This window comes from Floccifex sp. (assembly GCF_051873495.1).
Lineage (GTDB): Bacteria > Bacillota_I > Bacilli_A > Erysipelotrichales > Erysipelotrichaceae > Floccifex.
The window spans coordinates 23944-45881 of record NZ_JBJEEX010000115.1 but is presented as its reverse complement, the minus strand read 5'-3'; the positions used below and the strand labels follow the sequence as shown (position 1 = coordinate 45881).

Below are 21938 nucleotides of genomic sequence, written 5' to 3'. Positions count from 1 at the left end.
ATTTTTTTTGATAAAATGTGAAGTATGAAACCAAGTAATTTTTCAGGAGCGTTGTTAATAAGTTTACTAGTTTTTGCTGGTATTGGATACTTAATTGATTCTTACTTTAATACAACGCCTATTTTTATATGTGTAGGAATTGTTTATTCTATTTTCGGGTGTTTTTACTTGTTGATGAAAAAGACGAGGAATAAGGAATGAAAGAATTTCAAAGTAAAGTAGAAAAAATATCTTTGATAGTTACTTTAATTGCATCGGTTATTATCTGGATTTTTTTTGGATTCAATGCCTTTTTAGGAATTTGGATTGGGTGTATGTGTGCTTTAATTGGTTTTCGTATGATTATCAAGATGGCTAAAAACTTAAATCCAGATGAAAACAAGGCAAAAAAACAAGGAATTACTTCTTATACTTTCCGTTATTTATTTTATGGAGTTGTATTAGCTGTTAGTGCCTTTAGAGGAATTCCTATTTTATCGGTTTTGGCTGGAATAATGTGTCATAAGGCATCATTATTAATATATACAGCAATAGAAAAGGAGGATGCATAATGGAAGATCAAATCAGTACTTTAGTCTTACATTTGGGCTCTTTTGATTTAGAGATTCCGCAATCAATTCTTGTTTGGTTTGTTTTATGCATTGTATTCGCAGTTTTCTTTATTGTGGCTGGGAAAAAGATTGAAAAAGCAGATCCAACTCAAGCACCAAAAGGAATCGTATACATCGCAGAAGAGTGTTACAACATTGTAAATATGGTGTGCAAAGGTAACTTAAAAGAAACTACGATGCATTATTTACCGGTGTTTGGAACATTAATTTTGATGATGGGTGCTGCGAATTTAACTGGGTTATTGGGACTTCAAAATCCAACTAGTAATGTAAGCTTTAATGCGACATTGGCTATTTGTGCTTTTTTGATGATTCAGTATCACGGGATTCGAAAAGCAGGTGCTAAAGCTCGTTTTAAAGAGCTTTGTGAACCAATGTTCTTTTTATTTCCACTAAATGTTATTGGAGAAATTGCTCTCCCTTTGTCATTGACAATGCGTTTATTTGGAAATATTTTAGCGGGAACGATTATTACTATGCTTGTGTACACTTTGATTAAGTCACTTCTTCCAATTGGAGTGATTGGATTAGTTGTAACACCTTTCTTACATGCATATTTTGATATCTTCTCGGGTTTAATTCAGACGTATATTTTCTTTACGTTGTCTTCGTTCTTCTTAGGACAACAAGTGGCAACGGAAGAATAAAAAAAGGAGGAAAAAGGTTATGTTTAATGAATTTTTCGTAAAAGGGATGGCTTGTTTAGGTGCCGGTATTGCCATGATCGCAGGTTTAGGTCCTGGTATTGGACAAGGTATTGCCGCAAGTAAAGGTGCTGAAGGGGTTAGCCGTAATCCTGATGCATCATCAAAAATTCAATCAATCATGGTACTAGGTATCGCCTTAGCTGAAACAACTGGTATTTATGCATTGGTTATCGCTATCCTATTAATTTTCGTTAAAGGATAAAAATGGAGATAATCGGTTATGATAAATTTTAATATTGATAACTATTTGCGTATCTCATTAACCGATGTTGTTTTAGTATTAATTTCTACAAGCTTGATTATTATTGTTGCGAAACATTTTTTCTGGGATAAAATCGTTGCATTCATGCAAAAAAGACAAGACTTTATTCAAGAAAACATTGATGCTTCCAAACAATTAAAACAAGAAGCATTAAGTGAAAAAGAAGCATATGATGCTAAGTTAAAAGATGTTGGAAAAGAAGCTCATTCAATTATTGAGTCTGCTAAAGTTAGAGCGGAAGAACAAAAAGACGAAATCATCAAAGATGCGAATAACCAAGCAGAACACATTAAGAAAAAGGCTCAAGAAGAAATTGAACGAGATAAGAGAAATGCGCAAAAAGAAATGCGAGAAGCCATTAGTGATGTTGCCCTTGAAGCGGCTAAGCAATTAGTGCAAAAAGAAATGAATGAAGAAATTCAAAAACAATTTGTTCAGGATTTCATTGACCAAGCAGGTGATGCCAAATGGTAACTTCTTATAAACCCTACAGTATGGCTTTATTTGAATTGGCTAGTTCGCAAGGCAAAGAAAAAGATTATATGGATAGTTTGAAGGAATTATCTTCTATCTGGAATGAAAATAAAGATTTTCGATTGGCTTTGCGTCATCCTAAAATTACTCGCGAACAAAAAAGAGAATGGATTTCAAATTTATTTGAAAACAAATTAGATTCACTTTTATATCGTTTTTTACTTGTTATGGTTGAACACGATTTAATTGGATTTATTCCTGAGTTATATGAAGCATATGTTGAAGTATATAAGGAAAGCCAAAACATTGAAAGTGTTTATGTGGAAAGTGCTATGCCATTAACACAAGAAACAATAGAAGACATTAAAAAAGTGATTGAATCAAAATTAAATAAAAACATTGAAATTACAACGAACGTGAATCCCGAATTAATTGCAGGAATTCGTGTGCGTACAAAAGACTATGTATTAGATAATTCAATGTTATCTCGTATTAATAACTTAAAAGAAAAGTTAAGTAATACAAATTAGAAATGTAGGTGATACTATGAGTTTAAATCCAGCTGAAATCAGTAAATTGATCAAAGCCCAAATTCAAAATATCGACCAAGACTTAGAAATGAATGAAACGGGAACAGTTTTAAGTATCGGAGATGGAATTGCCACTGTATATGGATTAAAAAATGCCATGATGTCGGAATTATTATTGTTTCCACATGATGTTTATGGAATGGTCATGAACCTTGAAGACGATCATGTAGGTGTTGTTTTAATGGGAGATAATCCTGATATTAAAGAAGGAGATATCGTTAAACGTACTGAAAAAATCGTGGAAGTTCCTGTTGGGGATGAAATGATTGGACGTGTCGTTAATGCCTTAGGACAACCAATTGACGGAAAAGGACCAATTCATACAACAAAAACACGTCCTGTTGAACGTGTGGCACCAGGAGTTATGACACGTAAAAGTGTATCTGAGCCTTTACAAACAGGATTAAAAATCATTGATTCTATGATTCCAATTGGTCGTGGTCAACGTGAATTAATTATCGGAGACCGTCAAACAGGAAAAACAGCAATTGCGATTGATACCATTTTAAATCAAAAAGATACAAACGTTAAATGTATCTATGTTGCCATTGGACAAAAAGCAAGTACAGTTGCTCAAATTGTTGAAAAATTAAAACAAAACGATGCTTTATCTTATACAACAATCGTTGTCGCAACAGCATCAGAAGCAGCTCCACTTCAATACTTAGCTCCATATGCTGGATGTGCAATTGGAGAAGAATGGATGGAAAACGGAGAAGATGTTTTGATCGTATACGATGACTTATCAAAACATGCGGTTGCTTATCGTACAATGTCTTTATTGTTGAGACGTCCTCCTGGACGTGAAGCATATCCTGGTGATGTTTTCTATCTTCATTCAAGATTATTAGAACGAGCTGCTCGTTTAAATGAAGAAAATGGAAATGGTTCATTAACTGCTTTACCAATCATTGAAACACAAGCCGGAGATATTTCTGCTTATATTCCAACAAATGTTATTTCTATTACCGATGGACAAATTTTCTTAAAAACAGATATGTTCAACGAAGGTATTCGTCCAGCCGTAGATAGTGGATTAAGTGTTAGCCGTGTTGGTTCGGCTGCCCAAATCAAAGCGATGAAACAAGTTTCTGGTTCATTAAAACTTGAATTAGCACAATATCGTGAAATGGCTGCTTTTGCTCAATTTGGATCTGACTTAGATGCAACAACAAAAGGAGTATTAGACCATGGTGCTCGTTTAACACAATTGTTAATTCAGAAACAATATTCACCACTTCGTGTAAGTGAACAAGTTGTTGTGTTATATGCAGCTAAAAATAAATATTTAAGACCAGTAGCAGTTGAAGATGTTGGAAAATATGAAGAAGGATTATTGTCTTTCATTCATAAAGAATATCCATATATTATTGATCAAATTGAAGAAAAACGAGCATTGGATTCAGATTTAGAAAATCAAATGAAAGTGGCACTAGATGCCTATGCGATTAAATTTAAAAAGACGATAGAGGAAGCACATGGCGCAGAATAGACAAGCCATTCAAGCTCGTATTCGTTCAGTTGATTCTACTAAAAAAATCACTAAGGCCATGCAATTGGTTGCGAGTAGTAAATTAAATAGACAAAAACAATTAATGGAGGACAATCGTGTATATGCTAGTGCCCTTCAAGAATTATTAACTTTGGTTTTACAATCCATTGGAGATAATTCTGTTTATTTAAATGAAAACGAAGGTAAACCTGCTTGTGTGTTTGTAATCACAAGTGATATGGGACTTTGTGGTGGATATAACGCAAATGTTTTAAAGATGATTCAACAAGAAGTAAAACCAGAAGATCACATTATTATGATTGGTTCACGTGGAGCAGCTTGGGCTAAATCACAAAAATTACTTCTTGAAGAATGTTTTGTTGATTTAAACGAAGATGAAGATTATCTTGTTTTATCAACGCAAATGCAAAAAGCATTAAATCAATTTCTTAATAAAGAAATATCAAGTATAAAGATTTTATACACATACTATAAAAATACTTTGTCATTTATTCCGACTTTAGAAACTATTTTACCGGTTTCTAAACGAGAAGAAAAAGTGGAAGCTAAATCACATGCCCAGATGATTTTTGAGCCAAGCAAAGAAGAAATGATGGCTAATGTCATTCCGATGATATTGAAATCAACTTTGTATTCACGCTATCTTGAAAGTAAGACAAGTGAACAAGCTTCACGAAGAATGGCAATGGAAAACGCAACCGATAATGCTCAACAGTTGCGAGATGATCTTGAATTCGCATTTAACCAAGCAAGACAAGCAGCAATTACGCAAGAAATTACTGAAATTGTCGGTGGTTCAGATGCAGTTTCCTAAGGAGGAAGAAAATGAGTCAAAATATAGGAAAAGTAGTACAGGTTATTGGACCTGTTGTCGACATCGCTTTTGCCGAAGATAAACTACCTGACTTGTTGACAGCCATTGAAATCAAACGCCCAAATGAAGAATCATTAATTGTGGAAGTTGCCCAAGGAATTGGTTCTGACCGTGTTCGCTGTATCGCCATGGGACCTACAGATGGTTTAACTCGTGGAATGGATGCGATTGATACAGGAGCTCCTATTCAAGCTCCGGTTGGAGATAACATTTTGGGAAGAATGTTCAATGTTTTAGGAAGACCAATCGATGGATTAGGAGAAGTGAATGATGTTAAATACATGCCAATTCATCGTGAAGCCCCTAAATTTGATGAACAAAGTACAGAAAGTGTTCCACTAGAAACAGGAATTAAAGTTATCGACTTATTATGTCCATATGTTAAAGGTGGAAAAATCGGTTTATTCGGTGGTGCCGGTGTTGGTAAAACCGTATTGATTCAAGAGTTAATTCATAATATTGCCAAAGAACACGGTGGAAAATCCGTTGTTGTTGGGGTAGGAGAACGAACTCGTGAAGGAAATGATATGTACCACGAAATGAAAGACAGTGGTGTATTAGATAAAACGGTATTAGTTTATGGACAAATGAATGAATCACCAGGTGCAAGAATGCGTGTGGGTTTAACAGGTCTTACAATGGCTGAAAACTTCCGTGATGAACAACACCAAGATGTGCTTTTATTCATCGACAATATTTTCCGTTTTACCCAAGCTGGTTCAGAAGTAAGTGCCCTTTTAGGCCGTATGCCTAGTGCCGTTGGATATCAACCTACATTGGCAACAGAAATGGGACAACTACAAGAACGTATTACTTCTACAAAAGATGGTTCTATTACATCTGTACAAGCTATTTATGTACCTGCCGATGACTTAACAGACCCAGCTCCAGCAACAGCCTTTACACATCTAGATGCTAAAACGGTATTGGATCGTGAAATTGCAGCGTTAGGTATTTACCCAGCTGTTGACCCACTTGGATCAAGTTCACGTATCTTGGATCCATTAGTTGTAGGACAAAGACATTATGACGTTGCCCGTGGAGTTCAAAATTTACTTCAAAAATATAAAGACCTTCAAGATATTATTGCTATTTTAGGTATGGATGAATTAAGTGAAGACGATAAGAAAATCGTTAACCGTGCAAGACGTGTACGTAACTTCTTGTCACAACCATTTAATGTTGCCGAAGTATTCAGTGGTATTCCAGGTAAATATGTACCTCTTGAAGATACAATCGATAGTTTTGAAAAGATTTTGGCAGGGGATTATGATGATTTACCAGAACAAGCTTTCATGATGGTTGGTACCGTTGAAGATGCTGTTAAGAAAGCAGAAATGTTGGCTGGTGATCAATAATGATTTCTTTAAGGATTGTAACACCAAAAGGAAATTACTTAACTCGTGATGTTAAAAGTATTCATATTAAAAGCGTAGAAGGGGAAATGACAATTTTATCAAATCATATTCCTATCTTTGCTTCCATTGTTCCTAATGATTTAGTATTAGAAGAAGAAAATGGTGAAAAAAATCATTATGCCTTGTCAGGTGGATTTCTTCACTTTGAAAACAATGAAGCATTACTTTTAACAGATGCGATTGAAGGAAAAGGCGAAATTGATCTTGAAAGAGCTAAAAAAGCGTATGAAAGAGCTCGTAAACGTATTGAGAAGAAAGACTCTGATACAGATATGAAAAGAGCGCAATTGGCTTTACAAAGAGCAATCATTCGTATTCATGTATATGAAGAATAAACTGTTCGTTTTGAACAGTTTTTTTAATATCGACTATATCCTTTTGAAAATATATTTTATTTGTTATAATAAATGAAAAGGATAAAGAATATGGAAAAAAATTATAGTTTTGTTGATTTATCAATGGCTTATTTTGAAAAGAAATCCAAAATATATAAAGAAGGCGGATATAAAAAAGCCATTTCATTAAAAAAGAATAAAGAAGATTACGAAAACCATTTATTTGTGTTTTTAATTGATTTAAATATTTGTTTATTACCCGTTTATTTATGGGTATTAGAATTTTTATTGATTCTAACAGGATTAATTCCTCCCCGAATCTTTGATTTATTATTTTATATTATGTATGCCCTGTTATTTGTTGTTAGTGTCATTCTTTTACCATTGTTCACAACGAAAACAAAAGGAGTTACATTTGGTGGCGAATTCTTGGATATGCGAATTGTGAATCGCAAAAACCAAATTGTAGAAGGGCTTCCTCTTTTATTAAGACAAGCCATTGGAATGGGAATTCCCTTAATGTTGTTTGGATATTTATTTAAAACTGCTGGTATTGTTGCTTGGTGGTTATTAAATGGAATTGTATCTTTAGTTATGCCTAACCAACAAACCATTGTGGATGTTATTTTAGGACTTCATCTAGTCTATGAACCAGAAGTGAATATTTGTTTTGAACAAGCAAAACAAGAACAAGAAATTTGTCCAATTGATCTTCATATTCGCTCAAATTATAGCGACGATGGATATTATGATGTTGAGGAAATTTTCAAACAAGCAAAAGAATTAGGATTAGAAACCATTTCAATTACAGATCATAACTGTGCAAGACAAAATGCGGCTGCTTTACGATTTGCCAGTCTTTATGGAATTCAATATATTCCAGGTGTGGAATTAGATGCCCAGTATGGTGATTTAAGAGTACGTGTATTAGGATATTACATTGATTGGGAACATGAAATTTTTGATGCCTTAGAAAGAGCTTCTTTAAAACGTGAAAAAGAAAATTCACTTCTTCGTGTCAAAAAATTTGAAGAATATTCAGGGGTATCGATTGATGTTAATTCATTAATGGAAACAAGTCGTTTCCAAACCATTACGGCTACAGATATAACAAATATGGTATTCAATAATGAACGTGTGCGTTCACTTTCATTTGTGAAAAAATACATTGATTCAACTGATAATATAAATGAAGCTATGAAACAATTTAAATTCCATATCTTTGGAAAAGGTGGTCCTTGTTACGTTAAAGGAAATTATCCACGTTTAGAAGATGTAATCAAAGCGATTCATATTTCCGGTGGTATTTGTGTTTTAGCTAGTTGGCATATGGATTATATTGATGATGAAACAATTCAAAAGATTGTTGACAAAGGAATTGATGGAATTGAATGTTTCTCACCATGTGTTCAAGAAGAAACAATTTCATCGTTATTGAAGATTGCGATGAATAATAAATTATTGATTTCTTGTGGTTCAGATTATCATGGACCAACAAAACAAGATCGTCATTTAGGACAAACACATTGTCCTGAAAAAGGACTTCAATTAGTAAGAATATTGACAAATCAAGCAAATTAAGGTTGAAACAAGATTTGAATTTATCGTATAATACTAAAGCGAAGATAAGAAGAGTATTATTTCTGTTTGATTGTAGAGAGCGAATGTGTGGTGAAAATTCGTATCAAAGGAAGTAAGAATATGGACTTTGAGCTTCTTTTTCGAATAATTAGAAAAAGACGTTGCTGGCGTTAACAGATTGAGGCATACACTGAGTGTATGTGAACTAAGGTGGTACCGCGAACTTTCGTCCTTGGATGAAAGTTTTTTTATTTTAGGAGGAAAAAAATGGAAAATAAAGGACCTTATTATTTAACAACCGCAATTGCCTATGCTTCAGGGCGACCTCATATTGGAAATACATATGAAATTATTTTATCCGATGCAATTGCTAGATTTAAAAGAGCCCAAGGATATGATGTTTTCTTTCAAACAGGAACAGATGAACATGGAATAAAAATTGAAGAAAAAGCAAAAGCTGCAGGAATTACACCTAAAGAATATGTTGATGATGCTGCTGCCAAAATTAAATCAAACTGGGATTTAATGAATGTAAGCTATGATTATTTCATTCGTACAACAGATGAACAACACGAAAAACAAGTACAAAAGATTTTCAAAAAATTATATGACCAAGGGGATATCTATAAAGGATATTACGAAGGAATGTATTGTACACCTTGTGAAAGTTTCTGGACAGAATCACAATTAGTAGATGGATGTTGTCCAGATTGTGGACGCCCTGTTAAACCAGCTAAAGAAGAAGCTTATTTCTTTAATATGCAAAAATATGCAGATCGTTTAATGCAATATATTGATGAACACCCTGATTTTATTCAACCAGAATCAAGAAAAAATGAAATGATTAACAACTTTATTAAACCAGGACTACAAGATTTATGCGTTTCTCGTACTTCATTTACTTGGGGTGTACCAGTTGATTTTGATGATAAACATGTTGTTTATGTATGGATTGATGCTTTATCAAACTATATCACTTCACTTGGATATGATGCAGAAGGTAATAGTTCGGAAATGTATAAAAAATATTGGCCAGGAACTCATATTATTGGAAAAGATATTTTACGTTTCCATACGATTATTTGGCCTATTATCTTAATGGCACTTGGAGAACCACTTCCTGAAAAAGTATTTGCGCATCCTTGGTTATTGATTGGTGACGGCAAAATGTCTAAATCAAAGGGAAATGTAATTTATGCAGAAGATTTAGTAGAACACTTTGGTGTAGATGCAGTTCGTTATTATTGTTTACATGAAATGCCATATGCACAAGATGGAACAATTACATGGGAATTAGTTATCGAACGTATTAACTCGGATTTAGCTAATATCTTAGGAAACTTAGTTCAACGTACAATTTCAATGTCAAATAAATATTTTGATGGTGTCATCACAAATCCAAATGTATGTGAAAGCGTTGATGATGAATTAAAAGAAATGGCAACAAGTGCTTTAGCTAAAGTCACTAAGAAAATGGATGAATTCAGAGTAGGAGATGCCCTAGATGAAATTTTTGCAGTATTAAGAAGAACAAATAAATACATTGATGAAACTACGCCATGGGCGCTTGCAAAAGATGAAGATAAGAAAGATCGTTTAGCAACTGTTTTATATAATTTATTAGAATCCATTCGTATTTGTGCTGTATTACTTCATAGTTTCTTACCAGAAACAGCGGATAAAATCTTAGATATGATTGGTACTCAAGCCCGTGATTTTGATACAGTTGAAACATTTGGTCAATTAGAAGTAAATGGTAAAGTATGTGAAAGTCCTAAACCATTGTTTGCTCGTATTGATGAGAAAAAATTCATGGAAGAGTTCAATAAACAAAAGGAACAACCTAAAAAAGAAGAACCAAAAATCTCTATTGATGATTTTTCGAAAGTGGAATTAAAAGTAGGAACTGTCTTAAAATGTGAAAAACATCCTAAAGCAGATCGTCTATTGGTATTCCAAATTGATTTTGGAGACGAAACAAGACAAATTATCAGTGGAATTGCCAAATTCTATAAACCAGAAGAAATGGTTGGAAAACAAGTTGTGGCTGTAACTAACTTAGAACCAACTACGATTCGTGGCTTAGAATCAAATGGTATGATTTTAAGTGCTGATGGTGGTAAGAAGAGTTTATGTGTAGTTTCACCAGAAAAAGAAATGAAAAATGGATCAAAAGTTTGTTAGGAAATGAACGAAAAACAAAAGTTATTTAAAAACCAGCTTCAATTAGCTGGTTTAGGCGTTGTGATTGGTGTATTTGGTCTCATTGAGAAAAATACACCTTGCATCGTGATTGGAGCTTGTATCTTTCTTTATGGGCTTTTCAGACTATTATTCTTTAAAAAGTTATTTAATAAAATAGAAAAGGATGATTCAAATGAATGAATCACCCTTTTTTATTTTAATGATTAACATGAATATAACCAATAAATGGATTTGTACAAGCAACTGTGCTTATTACTGTTTGATTACCAAGCCATCCACCATGAACCGCTTGTCCATTTCCGATATATAAAGCAACATGCCCTTGATAAATACAAATATCGCCTGGAACAGGATTGTCTGTCCATTCTCCTAATGTTGAATAAGCATATGGAGCGCCATGGAAATTAATACCAACAGCTTTTAAAGAATTTGTGACCAACATTGTACAATCTTGATATACACCAAGTTGAGCTAAAGCTGCATCCGCAATTCTTTGATAAAAAGCTTCGTCTTTTACTTTAATCGTAATTTCTTTTTTTGTTTCATTTCCCGCAGTATCTGTACAAGAAATGATACAAGGATAAGAACCTTCTTTAGAATAATCAACTTCTGTATCAATTGTATAAGATAATTTTGTATCCACATTATCAGTTACTGAAATCATTTCATCAAAATTGATCTCTTGAGCCAATTCAGTAACAATTTCATCTTCAACTTCGATTACAGGCGCTTGGGTATCAAAAACTGTTTCATCAAATTCAATGGATCCCAATGAATAAGCAGGAAAACCTAATTTTGCTAAGAAAGGGCTGATACTTTTTACATAAATTGTAGCTGAGTATGTTTGATCTTCTTTTTCATTTACTTTAACGGAATAAATATTATTTTCAAAGTAATGTACATTTTCATCTGTTTTGATATATTCAAGATCACTTAAATCTTGAGAAAAATTCTCATCAACAACAGACATCATAGTTTCTTGTCGTTTGTGTGTTATAGGTGTAACATCGTTGGCATGTATTGGACAAGTAAATACTAGTAGAGAATTACATAACGCGATTTGCGCTGCTATGAATTTTTTGTTCATATTTTACCTCCTTGCATGTGCAAATTGTCTATAATTTGAGCACACAACACTGAAACCTTAACAAATTCTTAAGAAAATGTCAAATTTTACCATAATTTCACACATTACCAAAAAAATGGTATAGTATACATATGAAAGACTTTATCAAAAATTTTAGCCAAGGATTCTATGATTCTTGTCCCAATAAACAAAATATTACCTACCAAGAAGTAGAAGACGTTTTTATGAAATTGATTCCTTCTTTAGTCAAAAAACTCATTTTAGTTTTGATAGCTATGATTGTTACAATACCATTTTTATTTAGTTTTAAAATTTCAAATAAAATGAATTTTTTGATTCTAGAATTTTTATTATGGATTGTATGGATTTCCAGTACTTTAGACTTAGATGAATTTAGACAAATGAAAGCAAAAATTAATTCCAAATAAAGAAATTGATTTTTTTGGACAATAAAATTGATTTGTATAAAATCCTTTTTTTTATAGTTGAAATATAAAAATTAATTGCTATAATAGAGAAGCATTATCAAGAGATGAAGTAGAGGGTTAGCTCAATGACTTCACACCAACCTGAGTACAAAAAAAGTAGTTAAGGTGGTTCAACTAACATAGATAAGAAGACATATGCGATTTACGTGCTTCTTATCGCACGTTTTTTTATTGTTTATCGTAAATAAGGAGGGTTAATATGAAAGATTTTATTTTTACGAGTGAAAGTATTACAGAAGGACATCCAGATAAAGTATGTGACAAAATTGCTGATTCTATTTTAGATGCAGCTTTAGCTCAAGACCCAGAAAGTAAAATGGCAGTTGAAGCTACAATCAAAGATGATTTTGTATTGATTTATGGTGAAGCAAATACAAAAGCTGTTATTGATTACGAACAAATTGCTAAAGATACAATTAAAAAAATTGGATATACAGAAGACTATACAGTATTGACAAAAGTTAATAAACAATCACAAGAAATTAATACAGCTGTAACACACCAAGAAAACAATGAAGTTGGTGCTGGAGATCAAGGTATTATGTTTGGATATGCTTGTGATGAAACTAAAGAATTATTACCAGCTCCAATTTATTATGCACATCAATTAGCACTACAATTGACTCGTGTTCGTAAAGCGGGAAATCCATATATTAAACCAGATGGAAAAACACAAGTATCTGTTGAATATAAAGACCATAAAGTTTCTCGTATTGATACAATTGTTGTATCAACACAACATAGTGCAGATATTACTCAAGAACAATTAAAAGAAATCATTATGAACGAAGTCATTAAACCAGTTATTGATGAACACTTAATTGATGAAAATACAAAATTCTTAATCAACCCATCTGGAAGCTTTGTAGTAGGTGGTTCATTTGGAGATTCAGGAACAACAGGAAGAAAAATTGTATGCGATACATACGGTGGAATGGGACGCATTGGAGGAGGATGCTTCTCTAGTAAAGACCCAAGTAAAGTAGACCGTTCAGCTGCTTACTATTGCCGTTATGTAGCTAAAAACGTTGTTGCCAACCATTTAGCAAGCCGTTGTGAAGTACAAGCTGCTTATGCGATTGGAAAATCACATCCAGTTTCTTTATGTGTAGATACATTTGGAACAGGTAAACAAAGTGATGAAGAATTATTAGAAATCATCAAAAGAAACTTTAACTTCGAAGTTGGAAACATCATTCGTGAATTAGATTTGAAAAAACCAATTTATGAAAAAACTTCTTGTTATGGACACTTTGGAGATCCACAATTCACTTGGGAAAAAATCATTGAAATGAAATAAGAGAACGAGTTAATCGTTCTTTTTTTGATTTTTATAGTAAACAAGACTATACTAAAACAAAAAACGGAGAGAATATGAAGAATACAGATTTATTAAATGGTAAAATATGGAAAGCAATTTTATTGTTTTCCATTCCTTTGTTGATTGGAAATTTATTTCAACAATTATATAACACCGTGGATTCGTATGTAGTAGGAAACTATATATCATCTCATGCCCTAGCAGCCGTAGGACAATCTACTTCTATTATTAATATGTTAGTTGGATTGTTTAGCGGTTTGGCAACAGGTGCAGGTGTTGTGATTAGTCAATATTTTGGCTCTAAACAATATGAAGAAATGAAAGAAGCTATCCATACTTCTTTGGCACTTACTATTGTATTGTGTATCTTATTTACGTTTATAGGAATTATGATGGCGCATCCTATTTTAGTGATGATTGGGTCTCCTAAAGAAATATTACCTTTAGCTACAACATATCTACAAATTTATTTTGCGGGTGTATCTTTTATGTTGATTTATAATATGGCCTCTGGAATTTTACGAGCATTAGGAGATTCTAAAAATCCTTTGATTTATTTGGCTATTTCGTCTGTTGTGAATATTATTTTAGATTTGATTTTTGTGTTGTATTTAAATCTAGGAGTTGCCGGAGTTGCCATTGCCACAACGATTGCTCAATTTGTTTCAAGTGTATTGGTTATGATTCAATTATGTACGACGAAACAAATATATAAAGTAGAACTAAAGAAAATAAAATTTAATTCAAGTATGCTCTCACGCATTATTTCAATCGGTTTTCCAGCTGCGATTCAAAATAGTATTGTCTCTTTTTCCAATGTAATTGTACAATCATATATTTCTTCTTTTGGAGCTGCAGCGGTAGCTGGATATAGTACAACTATGAAATTAGATGGCTTCCTACAACTTCCTATTCAAAGTTTTTCGATGTCTATCACAACTTTTGTTGGACAAAACTACGGAGCCCATCGCTTTGATCGTGTCAGAAAAGGTTTGTATGTCACTTTATTAATGTGTTGTTCCATTATTATATTTGGATCCATTGTGATGTATACCAATGCCCAATCGCTAGTAGAAATCTTTACCCATGATGTTGATGCGATTAAAGCCGGTGTAACAATGATTTCAGTTTTTGCGCCTTTCTATATTATGTTGACTATTTGTCATGTGACAGCAGGAGCTTTAAGAGGCGTTGGACAATCGAAAGTTCCTATGTTGACTATGATTTTATGTTTTGTGCTTTTAAGGCAAATTTATTTATATGTAGCCACTCATATTGTTCATGAATTAGTGGTGGTATTTCTAGGATGGCCAATTACTTGGGTAATTAATGCATTTATATTAACAATCTATTATTATTTGTATTCAAAAAAATTAGTTGAAATGAATAAATAAAAAAGTATGTTATACTTAATAGGTAAAGGGGTTTATATATGAATACAACATTAATTATTATGGCAGCAGGAATTGGATCTCGTTTTGGTGGTGGAATCAAGCAATTAACGGAAATGGGAAAAAATAAAGAGTTAATTATTGATTATTCTATTTATGATGCCATCCAAGCTGGATTTAATAAAGTTGTCTTTATTATTCGAAAAGATATTGAACAAGAATTTAAAGAAAAAATTGGAAATCGTATTTCTCAACATATACAAGTTGGATATGTATATCAAGATTTAAATGATTTACCTGAAGGATATAGTGTTCCAGAAGGAAGAAAAAAACCATGGGGAACAGGACAAGCAATCCTTTGTTGTAAAGGAATAGTGAAAGAACCATTTGTGATTATTAATGCGGATGATTATTATGGAAAAGAAGCGTTTGTACAATTACATGAATATTTAATTTCACATTCATCAAGTCCAGATCATTTTAATATGGCTATGGCAGGATTTATTTTAAAAAACACATTAAGTAAAAATGGAACTGTAACAAGAGGAATTTGTGTTGTTGATGAGGATTTGAATTTAACAGATATATATGAAACAAGAGGAATTCAAGAAAATGAACATGGAAAGATTGTATGTGATAATGAAAGTGTTCAAAATTGGATTACTAAAGATCATTTTACTTCCATGAATATGTGGGCTGGATATCCTGATTTTATTGATTATCTACAAGAAAGTTTTATTGAATTCTTAAATAATTTAAATAACTTTGATCCACAAACTAAAGAATATTTACTTCCAGAAATTGTAGGTCAATTATTAGAAAAAAATAAAGCCAGTGTCAAAGTATTAAAAACAAATGACAGCTGGTTTGGTATTACTTATATGGAAGATAAACAACGTGTACAAAATGAATTTGCACAGTTAATCGAAAAAGGTGTTTATCCAGAAAAACTATGGGACTAAGAAATTAGTCTCTTTTTTATATCTGTGAAAATATGAATCCAACGCGCAAAGAATTCACGTAAAACATGTTTTAAACGATGTTCAGAATAATATATTCCCGCATAATCCGAAAAATAATTTTTCGCAATTACACATGCACGACGAATATGTGTTTGACTTGTGATGATTAAAACAGATGTATCTTTAACCATGTTATAAGTGAATTCCATGTTTTCAAAGGTGTTAATGGATTTTGTTTCTAGTAAAGTAGGAATCTGAATTCTATCTTGAATGTATTTATTCATTTCAATAGCTTCAACATAGGAATTTCGATTAGCACCACCAGAAATAACTAATGTCTTATAATATCCTTTCTTAAAACATTCAATAGCTAAGTTACATCGCTTAATTTGAGAAGAACATAAGCTACCATCACTATGACATGGACATCCTAAAACAATGGCATAATCATATTGTTTTTTTGGTTTTGGAACAGGCGGAAAATAAATGGTATATACAATAAATAATATAATAAAGACACTAATCAATAGAATCATAACGAATCACCTTGTTATCATCGATAGACGTAAAATTCTGATATAAAGCCTGTGATTTAAGTTCTACTTCTTGTAAAAAAGAAGGAAGATCCTTAAATTTAGTATAAATACGATTATTTTTGTGTTCCTTTAAATATTGTTGTCCTATAGAATCAAATCCTAATACACGACAACCAAAAAAAGAGTCCATCATTTCATCTTTTTTGATTTGAAGTAAAATCATCATACAAGTTCGTTGAATACGAGCTTTCGTATACGTTTTGGAAATGCACTGATTTAAAAAATTATCCCATGTTTCACATTGCTTGCTGGCACTTTTTAAACGATACTCAATGCCTTCGTTTACTAGAAAAAAAGAAGCAAGTGTAGATGCATCGGTTAATTGTAGAAATAATCGTAAATAAGGATAATATGAATTCCAATTTTGTTCCAAATGAAAATACGATTGATAGTCTTGTTCAAAATGAAATGCATCTTTTCGTGTCTGAGTGGCACTTTTAAAGTTGTTGTTTCTTTGAATAGAGACAGGTTCAATATCGTATTTATCACAATATTTAATGTATTGATATCCTAATATATCATTTGGTTGAAGAGATATATTCTGATTTTGATTAATGTTTTTAGATGCATCGATTTCATTTAAAAAAGACAATGAACGAAGATAATTGATATCGTTTGTTTCCGAACCAAAGCAAAGATAATCAATATCAAGTGTAGATAAAGATTGAATCGCATATTTAGCAAAATAATCTGCACTTTGACAACTAAAACAAGCAGGTAATTCAAGTACGATGTTTGCACCATGTTCTAAAGAAAGTTTTGTCTTATCACTTCGCGTTAAGTAACTAGGTAATCCACGTTGACTAAAATAACTTGAAACAATAACAATCAGGCAATCGCAATTGGTTTTTAAGCGTGCTTGTTGCAAGTGATATTCATGTCCTTTATGAAAAGGATTGTATTCAGCAATAATTCCACAAGATTTCATAAAATGATTTTATCATATTGACAAATAAATTGAAATTTCGATAAAATAATTTATGGTTATAAAACCAAAATTTTATGCGAATATTTAAAGAAACTAGAGGAAATTAATATTGACTTTAACTTTTAGTTTGTTTATAATATTCAATGCGACATGAGGTGAGGATCGTGAAATACACTAAAAAAGATTTTCTAAACGCACAAGATCATACAATTGAAGTGGATGAGTGGATTGCGATTGAGGAAAACGATCTCCTTCATCATACTCAAGTCAAGTCCATACCAGAGGTACACGTTACTGGTACTTTACAGTTTGATGGATCCACATTGGTATTCTCTGATTTGGAATTAGAAGGAACTATGATTGTTTTGGATTCCATAACGGATGAAGACCTGGATGTGGCATTTGACACGAAGTCGCAGGAAACGTATTCGTTTGTTCCAGTTAGTCAAGAGGAATGCAACGAAGACATTATCGTGGTAAAAAAAGATACAATTGATATTAATCCGGAAATATTTCAGGCAATTTTATATGAAGCGCCAATGAGTATTACACGACTTCCAAGAAGTGAATACCCTAAAGGAGATGGATGGCAATTGATATCGGATCAGGATGAAGCAAAGCCTGCCATAGATCCACGATGGGAAAAGTTAAATGAATTCAAACTGGATGAAGATGAAGACAACTAGGAGGTGCAAGCAATGGCTGTTCAACAAAGAAGAGGATCAAAAACACGTAAAGCTAAACGTAGAACTCACTACAAATTAAGTAAACCAGCGTTAACACGTTGCCCTAACTGTGGTGAATATAAACTTGCTCACAAAATGTGTGCTTGTGGTGAATACAACGGCAAACAAATTATTGCGAAATAGTTTTTGAAAAGTAGGTTATCCTGCTTTTTTTTTATAACATGGTTATTGTAGTGTGATGTTTTATATGAATGATAAAAAGTATTTTACAAAAGTCATTGGTGTAAATATCATTTAAAATATTGAAATATAACAATTAATAGCGGATATAAGATAAATATTGAGACTATTAATAAAAGATAAAATCTGTTTTTTAATAGGAACAAACTAGTAAAATTTAATGTTTCAAAAAAAATATAATTTTTTTAAAAAAAATGCTTGCAAATGGTATAAACGCGTGGTAATATAAATGGGCGCTAAAGAGTAGCGTTCCGATCTGAATAACTTGGAGAAGTACTCAAGTGGTTGAAGAGGTGCCCCTGCTAAGGGTATAGGTCGGGAAACTGGCGCGAGAGTTCAAATCTCTCCTTCTCCGCCATCTTTTATAAAATTTAATGGTCCAGTGGTGTAGTGGTTAACATGTCTCCCTGTCACGGAGAAGATCGTGGGTTCGAGTCCCATCTGGACCGCCATTAATTTTATTAAAGATTACAATTGAATAGTTTGGTCCAGTGGTGTAGTGGTTAACATGTCTCCCTGTCACGGAGAAGATCGTGGGTTCGAGTCCCATCTGGACCGCCATTTTGCAGGTGTAGTTCAATGGTAGAACTTCAGCCTTCCAAGCTGACTACGTGAGTTCGATTCTCATCACCTGCTCCACATGATATCAACTAATTCATATGAATTAGTTTTTTTTATTTTTATGCAAGTAGTATTGCTTGCATTTTTTTTATTTTCTATTTAAAATGCAATCTAACAGGATGGATTTTATGGAAGAATTTGAAAGAACCGAGTTATTACTTGGACAAGAAAATATGGATAAATTAAAACAATCACGAGTTGCTATTTTTGGTATTGGTGGAGTTGGAGGTTATGCTACAGAGGCTTTGGCTCGTAGTGGAGTTTGCTCCTTTGATTTAATTGATAATGATACGGTAAGCGTAAGCAATATCAATCGTCAAATCATTGCTGCACACTCATCGCTTGGAAAATATAAAGTTGATGTGATGAAAGAACGTATTTTAGATATTAATCCCAATGCTAATGTAAATACATATAAAGAATTTGTTACTCCGGAAAACATTGACATATTTCCGTTTGCAGAATATGACTACGTTATTGATGCCATTGATACAATAAGTGCGAAAATTAGTTTGGTTTTGCGATGTCAAGAAAATAATGTGCCGATTTTATCAAGCATGGGAGCAGGAAATAAGCTAGATCCTACGCGCTTTGAAGTGGAAGACTTATTTAAAACAAAAGTATGTCCTTTAGCGAAAGTTATGCGACATGAATTAAAGAAACGTGGAGTAAAACATTTAAAAGTTGTTTATTCACAAGAACAACCTATGAAATTAAAAGACGGTCCAGTAGACCCTAAAAGTAAAAAGTCGATTCCAGGATCAACGGCCTTTGTACCATCGGTGGCAGGACTGGTTATTGCGTCTGAAGTTATAAAAGATTTAACAAAATAGAATTTGTTTTTTACAAATTCTATTTTTTTTCGAATATAAATATATATGAAAGTAAAAGAAATGAATATCGAACAACGTCCACGTGAAAAAGCATTGCGCTTTGGTTTAGAATCTTTAACGGATTTAGAACTCATTGCGCTGATTTTACAAAGTGGAAACAAAAAAAGAGATGTCTTTGAAATCGCAAAAGATGTGCTAAAGAAGTCGGAGGATTTAAATAAAATGTATGAATTATCGGCACAGTCTTTAATGGAGATTCAAGGAATTAGTAAAGTTAAGTCTCTTCAATTATTAGCTGGCATTGAATTATCTAAGCGAGCTTTAAGAACCAATGCCTACCATAAAACCATTCGACAAGCCCAGGATGTAATTGATTGGTTTAAAATGGAATATGGAACACTTAAACAAGAAAACTTTGTGGTCTTGTATTTGGATGTTAAACAAAGATTGATTTGTCATTCAAATTTATTCAAAGGAACACTTAGTGAAAGTACAGTGCATCCAAGAGATATTTTTAGAAAAGCGTTTGAATTGAGTGCGTATTCCGTTATGGTTATGCACAATCATCCTTCAAATGATCCTACTCCATCACAAAATGATATTTATTTAACACAAAAGTTAAATGAAATCGCACATACGATGGGAATTATTTTTTTGGATCATGTCATCGTTGGTAAAAATACATATTTTTCTTTTCGTGAACAAGGATATCTTCATTGAAACAATTCGAAAATATCGCTATAATTAAATGGAATTTGGGAGATACTATGCGAAAACTAACACGACTACAAAAAATATTATCTATTTTAATTTGTATATGTTTGATTTTTAGCTTTGTGATGCTCTCTCTTCGTCAGAATTCATTATCAAATTTAGGCTATAGTGCATGGACTTATATAAAATATGGATTAATTGAACATCCTCTTGAATCTTTGACCAATTCTATTTCGGATTTATCTAATTTATGGCACGTATACGAAGACAATGAATTCTTAAAAGAAGAATTAGCACAACAAAGAAGCTATAAAACACTTTATGAAGAAGAACGAAATAAAAATGAAGACCTTGAAAAATTACTAGACATGAAAAATTCATTGCTAGATGCACTTACTATATCATGTAGCGTAGTGCAAAGATCAGCTTCATCATGGAAACAAACCGTAACAATTTCAGCTGGAAAAGCGCAGGGTGTGAAAGAAAACATGATTGCGATTACAAGTGAAGGGGCTATTGGTTTAGTTGAAAGTGTTCAAAGTGCTACAAGTATAGTTCGTTTATTGACGAGTGAAGACTTAGTGAATGATATTGCGGTTAAAATTTCATTGGAAGATGGAAGCTCGGTAGAAGGTGTACTACAATCGTATGACCCTGATAAAGGTGCATATTGTGTTTCTTTGTTTAATAATGATGCGCAAGTATCAATAGGACAAAGCGTTGCGACAAGTGGGTCGGGAGGAAATTATCCTTCTGGTTTATTTGTTGGTACGGTTGTTGATGTAAGTAAGAGCGATGATGCGATTATTTCAACGGTATATGTTTCACCTGTATCAAATATGAAAAGCTTTGAATATGTACTCGTAGTTGGAAATGAGGAATAATATGAAAACAAAGTTTTATATTGGCTTGTTGTTTGTATTAGGATTTATGGAAACGGCGATTACGTTTATTTTTCCAGTTGATTATCAATACAGGGCGGTATCGTTTGTTCCTCATTTATGTTTAACAGCTTTATTTTTGATTGTGTTTAAAAGAAATTGGTTAGATCGTATTTTAATAGGATTTCTATTTGGAATACTTTATGATGCCTTGTTTCAATATGGATTTTCATTTCATATTTTGATTTATCCTTTATTGAGTGTATTAAGTGGTATTTTTTCGGATTACATGGATCAAGATAATCGTGTTTTACTATTTAATATATTGATTTTGATGTTTTTATATGACTGTATTCCATTTTTCATTTATAAATTTTTAGGAAAATTAAGTGTTTCTTTTACAACTTGGTTCATTTACTTTGAATTATCTACTTTATTGATTCATATCGCTTTAATTGCAGTATTGATATATGTATTTAATGTATTTGATCGATATGAAGCCATTCAAAGAATTCGAACACAAAGACTTGAAAAGAAAAAATATCGTAATTTAAGATTGTCACGAAAATAGACTAGAGAATTTCTAGTCTATTTTTGATAAAATAGGAATGAAGGTGATT

General features: G+C 32.4%; 26 protein-coding genes, 4 tRNA genes and 1 other annotated feature. Of the genes, 27 read left to right on the top strand and 3 right to left on the bottom strand.

The genetic code is table 11. The features are described from left to right. Positions 1 to 24: 24 nt before the first annotated feature. The 13 genes from ACI313_RS06930 (at position 25) to ACI313_RS06870 (ending at position 10750) form a co-directional block, all read left to right on the top strand. Positions 25 to 201 (top strand): AtpZ/AtpI family protein, encoded by a 177-nt coding sequence (locus tag ACI313_RS06930; protein WP_320608018.1) that lies wholly within the window; start codon positions 25 to 27, stop codon positions 199 to 201. Continuing rightward, positions 198 to 551 (top strand): ATP synthase subunit I, encoded by a 354-nt coding sequence (locus tag ACI313_RS06925; protein WP_439755611.1) that lies wholly within the window; start codon positions 198 to 200, stop codon positions 549 to 551. Before ACI313_RS06930 ends, ACI313_RS06925 begins: the two co-directional genes overlap by 4 nt. Further along, positions 551 to 1258, top strand: a complete 708-nt coding sequence (atpB, locus tag ACI313_RS06920; RefSeq protein WP_439755610.1) for a F0F1 ATP synthase subunit A — start codon at positions 551 to 553, stop codon at positions 1256 to 1258. Before ACI313_RS06925 ends, atpB begins: the two co-directional genes overlap by 1 nt. A gap of 19 nt (positions 1259 to 1277) precedes the next feature. Continuing rightward, complete coding sequence (gene atpE, locus ACI313_RS06915; RefSeq protein WP_320608015.1) at positions 1278 to 1520, top strand: ATP synthase F0 subunit C; 243 nt, start codon at positions 1278 to 1280, stop codon at positions 1518 to 1520. 18 nt (positions 1521 to 1538) lie between these two features. Beyond that, positions 1539 to 2054: a F0F1 ATP synthase subunit B gene (gene atpF / locus ACI313_RS06910; RefSeq protein ID WP_320608014.1), complete on the top strand. Its 516-nt coding sequence runs from the start codon at positions 1539 to 1541 to the stop codon at positions 2052 to 2054. Further along, on the top strand, positions 2048 to 2584 hold the full coding sequence (gene atpH / locus ACI313_RS06905) for an ATP synthase F1 subunit delta (protein ID WP_439755609.1): 537 nt from the start codon (positions 2048 to 2050) through the stop codon (positions 2582 to 2584). Before atpF ends, atpH begins: the two co-directional genes overlap by 7 nt. Before the next feature lie 16 nt (positions 2585 to 2600). Further along, the gene (gene atpA, locus ACI313_RS06900) at positions 2601 to 4136 is read left to right on the top strand and encodes a F0F1 ATP synthase subunit alpha (protein WP_439755608.1); all 1536 of its coding nucleotides are present in this window, start codon (positions 2601 to 2603) and stop codon (positions 4134 to 4136) included. Beyond that, entirely contained in the window at positions 4123 to 4971 is an 849-nt protein-coding gene (gene atpG / locus ACI313_RS06895) for an ATP synthase F1 subunit gamma (protein WP_320608011.1), read from the top strand. The genes atpA and atpG overlap by 14 nt, the downstream gene beginning before the upstream one ends. Before the next feature lie 11 nt (positions 4972 to 4982). Next, positions 4983 to 6389 (top strand): F0F1 ATP synthase subunit beta, encoded by a 1407-nt coding sequence (gene atpD, locus ACI313_RS06890; protein ID WP_320608010.1) that lies wholly within the window; start codon positions 4983 to 4985, stop codon positions 6387 to 6389. Next, positions 6389 to 6784, top strand: coding sequence for an ATP synthase F1 subunit epsilon (atpC, locus tag ACI313_RS06885; protein WP_320608009.1), 396 nt, complete (start codon positions 6389 to 6391; stop codon positions 6782 to 6784). Before atpD ends, atpC begins: the two co-directional genes overlap by 1 nt. Positions 6785 to 6874: 90 nt before the next feature. Next, complete coding sequence (locus ACI313_RS06880; RefSeq protein WP_439755607.1) at positions 6875 to 8365, top strand: PHP domain-containing protein; 1491 nt, start codon at positions 6875 to 6877, stop codon at positions 8363 to 8365. Between the two features lie 32 nt (positions 8366 to 8397). Further along, positions 8398 to 8602 (top strand) — a binding site (T-box leader). A gap of 30 nt (positions 8603 to 8632) precedes the next feature. Continuing rightward, on the top strand, positions 8633 to 10549 hold the full coding sequence (metG, locus tag ACI313_RS06875; protein WP_439755606.1) for a methionine--tRNA ligase: 1917 nt from the start codon (positions 8633 to 8635) through the stop codon (positions 10547 to 10549). Positions 10550 to 10552: 3 nt separating this feature from the next. Then, positions 10553 to 10750 carry a hypothetical protein gene (locus tag ACI313_RS06870; RefSeq protein ID WP_320608006.1) on the top strand — a complete coding sequence of 66 codons (198 nt, stop codon included), beginning with the start codon at positions 10553 to 10555 and terminating at the stop codon, positions 10748 to 10750. A 16-nt stretch (positions 10751 to 10766) separates the two neighbouring features. Here ACI313_RS06870 and ACI313_RS06865 read toward each other — a convergent pair whose 3' ends face one another. Continuing rightward, entirely contained in the window at positions 10767 to 11657 is an 891-nt protein-coding gene (locus ACI313_RS06865) for an NlpC/P60 family protein (RefSeq protein WP_439755605.1), read from the bottom strand. Positions 11658 to 11788: 131 nt separating this feature from the next. Here ACI313_RS06865 and ACI313_RS06860 point away from each other — a divergent pair, with 131 nt between their 5' ends. The 4 genes from ACI313_RS06860 to ACI313_RS06845 all read left to right on the top strand — a co-directional run bounded on the left by ACI313_RS06860 (position 11789) and on the right by ACI313_RS06845 (position 15819). Further along, positions 11789 to 12085: a hypothetical protein gene (locus ACI313_RS06860; RefSeq protein ID WP_320608004.1), complete on the top strand. Its 297-nt coding sequence runs from the start codon at positions 11789 to 11791 to the stop codon at positions 12083 to 12085. Positions 12086 to 12344: 259 nt separating this feature from the next. Further along, positions 12345 to 13445 carry a methionine adenosyltransferase gene (gene metK / locus ACI313_RS06855; protein WP_320608003.1) on the top strand — a complete coding sequence of 367 codons (1101 nt, stop codon included), beginning with the start codon at positions 12345 to 12347 and terminating at the stop codon, positions 13443 to 13445. A 74-nt stretch (positions 13446 to 13519) separates the two neighbouring features. After that, positions 13520 to 14860: an MATE family efflux transporter gene (locus tag ACI313_RS06850; protein WP_439755604.1), complete on the top strand. Its 1341-nt coding sequence runs from the start codon at positions 13520 to 13522 to the stop codon at positions 14858 to 14860. A gap of 38 nt (positions 14861 to 14898) precedes the next feature. After that, on the top strand, positions 14899 to 15819 hold the full coding sequence (locus ACI313_RS06845; protein ID WP_320608001.1) for a nucleotidyltransferase family protein: 921 nt from the start codon (positions 14899 to 14901) through the stop codon (positions 15817 to 15819). On the opposite strand, the gene ACI313_RS06840 is transcribed toward ACI313_RS06845, so the two are convergent. After that, positions 15816 to 16355, bottom strand: coding sequence for a YdcF family protein (locus tag ACI313_RS06840; RefSeq protein WP_439755603.1), 540 nt, complete (start codon positions 16353 to 16355; stop codon positions 15816 to 15818). The two genes, ACI313_RS06845 and ACI313_RS06840, sit on opposite strands and share 4 nt — an antisense overlap. Beyond that, positions 16339 to 17343: a nucleotidyltransferase family protein gene (locus ACI313_RS06835; RefSeq protein WP_320607999.1), complete on the bottom strand. Its 1005-nt coding sequence runs from the start codon at positions 17341 to 17343 to the stop codon at positions 16339 to 16341. The genes ACI313_RS06840 and ACI313_RS06835 overlap by 17 nt, the downstream gene beginning before the upstream one ends. Before the next feature lie 164 nt (positions 17344 to 17507). Here ACI313_RS06835 and ACI313_RS06830 point away from each other — a divergent pair, with 164 nt between their 5' ends. The 10 genes from ACI313_RS06830 to mreD all read left to right on the top strand — a co-directional run bounded on the left by ACI313_RS06830 (position 17508) and on the right by mreD (position 21889). Next, the gene (locus ACI313_RS06830) at positions 17508 to 18029 is read left to right on the top strand and encodes a YceD family protein (protein ID WP_320607998.1); all 522 of its coding nucleotides are present in this window, start codon (positions 17508 to 17510) and stop codon (positions 18027 to 18029) included. Positions 18030 to 18041: 12 nt separating this feature from the next. Then, the gene (gene rpmF / locus ACI313_RS06825; RefSeq protein WP_154459682.1) at positions 18042 to 18212 is read left to right on the top strand and encodes a 50S ribosomal protein L32; all 171 of its coding nucleotides are present in this window, start codon (positions 18042 to 18044) and stop codon (positions 18210 to 18212) included. Positions 18213 to 18536: 324 nt separating this feature from the next. After that, positions 18537 to 18627: transfer RNA gene (locus tag ACI313_RS06820), tRNA-Ser, on the top strand. An 18-nt stretch (positions 18628 to 18645) separates the two neighbouring features. Beyond that, positions 18646 to 18721, top strand: a tRNA-Asp gene (locus ACI313_RS06815). A 33-nt stretch (positions 18722 to 18754) separates the two neighbouring features. After that, positions 18755 to 18830, top strand: a tRNA-Asp gene (locus tag ACI313_RS06810). A gap of 4 nt (positions 18831 to 18834) precedes the next feature. After that, positions 18835 to 18908: transfer RNA gene (locus tag ACI313_RS06805), tRNA-Gly, on the top strand. A gap of 110 nt (positions 18909 to 19018) precedes the next feature. Next, on the top strand, positions 19019 to 19723 hold the full coding sequence (locus ACI313_RS06800) for a tRNA threonylcarbamoyladenosine dehydratase (protein WP_439755602.1): 705 nt from the start codon (positions 19019 to 19021) through the stop codon (positions 19721 to 19723). Between the two features lie 45 nt (positions 19724 to 19768). Further along, the gene (gene radC / locus ACI313_RS06795; protein ID WP_320607626.1) at positions 19769 to 20443 is read left to right on the top strand and encodes a RadC family protein; all 675 of its coding nucleotides are present in this window, start codon (positions 19769 to 19771) and stop codon (positions 20441 to 20443) included. 47 nt (positions 20444 to 20490) lie between these two features. Further along, positions 20491 to 21321, top strand: coding sequence for a rod shape-determining protein MreC (mreC, locus tag ACI313_RS06790; protein WP_320104444.1), 831 nt, complete (start codon positions 20491 to 20493; stop codon positions 21319 to 21321). 1 nt (position 21322) lies between these two features. Beyond that, a complete protein-coding gene (mreD, locus tag ACI313_RS06785) occupies positions 21323 to 21889 on the top strand; it encodes a rod shape-determining protein MreD (RefSeq protein WP_320607625.1) in 567 nt (188 codons plus the stop codon). The last annotated feature ends 49 nt before the right edge of the window (positions 21890 to 21938 follow it).

Coding starts and splice junctions, on each gene's coding strand:
- ACI313_RS06860 (WP_320608004.1), top strand. CDS start 11,789: ATGAAAGACTTTATCAAAAATTTTAGCCAAGGATTCTATGATTCTTGT.
- radC (WP_320607626.1), top strand. CDS start 19,769: ATGAAAGTAAAAGAAATGAATATCGAACAACGTCCACGTGAAAAAGCA.
- rpmF (WP_154459682.1), top strand. CDS start 18,042: ATGGCTGTTCAACAAAGAAGAGGATCAAAAACACGTAAAGCTAAACGT.
- ACI313_RS06850 (WP_439755604.1), top strand. CDS start 13,520: ATGAAGAATACAGATTTATTAAATGGTAAAATATGGAAAGCAATTTTA.
- ACI313_RS06845 (WP_320608001.1), top strand. CDS start 14,899: ATGAATACAACATTAATTATTATGGCAGCAGGAATTGGATCTCGTTTT.
- ACI313_RS06835 (WP_320607999.1), bottom strand. CDS start 17,343: ATGAAATCTTGTGGAATTATTGCTGAATACAATCCTTTTCATAAAGGA.
- metG (WP_439755606.1), top strand. CDS start 8,633: ATGGAAAATAAAGGACCTTATTATTTAACAACCGCAATTGCCTATGCT.
- atpH (WP_439755609.1), top strand. CDS start 2,048: ATGGTAACTTCTTATAAACCCTACAGTATGGCTTTATTTGAATTGGCT.
- ACI313_RS06840 (WP_439755603.1), bottom strand. CDS start 16,355: ATGATTCTATTGATTAGTGTCTTTATTATATTATTTATTGTATATACC.
- atpC (WP_320608009.1), top strand. CDS start 6,389: ATGATTTCTTTAAGGATTGTAACACCAAAAGGAAATTACTTAACTCGT.
- ACI313_RS06865 (WP_439755605.1), bottom strand. CDS start 11,657: ATGAACAAAAAATTCATAGCAGCGCAAATCGCGTTATGTAATTCTCTA.
- ACI313_RS06880 (WP_439755607.1), top strand. CDS start 6,875: ATGGAAAAAAATTATAGTTTTGTTGATTTATCAATGGCTTATTTTGAA.
- atpD (WP_320608010.1), top strand. CDS start 4,983: ATGAGTCAAAATATAGGAAAAGTAGTACAGGTTATTGGACCTGTTGTC.
- ACI313_RS06800 (WP_439755602.1), top strand. CDS start 19,019: ATGGAAGAATTTGAAAGAACCGAGTTATTACTTGGACAAGAAAATATG.
- mreD (WP_320607625.1), top strand. CDS start 21,323: ATGAAAACAAAGTTTTATATTGGCTTGTTGTTTGTATTAGGATTTATG.
- ACI313_RS06870 (WP_320608006.1), top strand. CDS start 10,553: ATGAACGAAAAACAAAAGTTATTTAAAAACCAGCTTCAATTAGCTGGT.
- metK (WP_320608003.1), top strand. CDS start 12,345: ATGAAAGATTTTATTTTTACGAGTGAAAGTATTACAGAAGGACATCCA.
- ACI313_RS06930 (WP_320608018.1), top strand. CDS start 25: ATGAAACCAAGTAATTTTTCAGGAGCGTTGTTAATAAGTTTACTAGTT.
- atpE (WP_320608015.1), top strand. CDS start 1,278: ATGTTTAATGAATTTTTCGTAAAAGGGATGGCTTGTTTAGGTGCCGGT.
- atpA (WP_439755608.1), top strand. CDS start 2,601: ATGAGTTTAAATCCAGCTGAAATCAGTAAATTGATCAAAGCCCAAATT.
- atpF (WP_320608014.1), top strand. CDS start 1,539: ATGATAAATTTTAATATTGATAACTATTTGCGTATCTCATTAACCGAT.
- mreC (WP_320104444.1), top strand. CDS start 20,491: ATGCGAAAACTAACACGACTACAAAAAATATTATCTATTTTAATTTGT.
- ACI313_RS06925 (WP_439755611.1), top strand. CDS start 198: ATGAAAGAATTTCAAAGTAAAGTAGAAAAAATATCTTTGATAGTTACT.
- atpB (WP_439755610.1), top strand. CDS start 551: ATGGAAGATCAAATCAGTACTTTAGTCTTACATTTGGGCTCTTTTGAT.
- atpG (WP_320608011.1), top strand. CDS start 4,123: ATGGCGCAGAATAGACAAGCCATTCAAGCTCGTATTCGTTCAGTTGAT.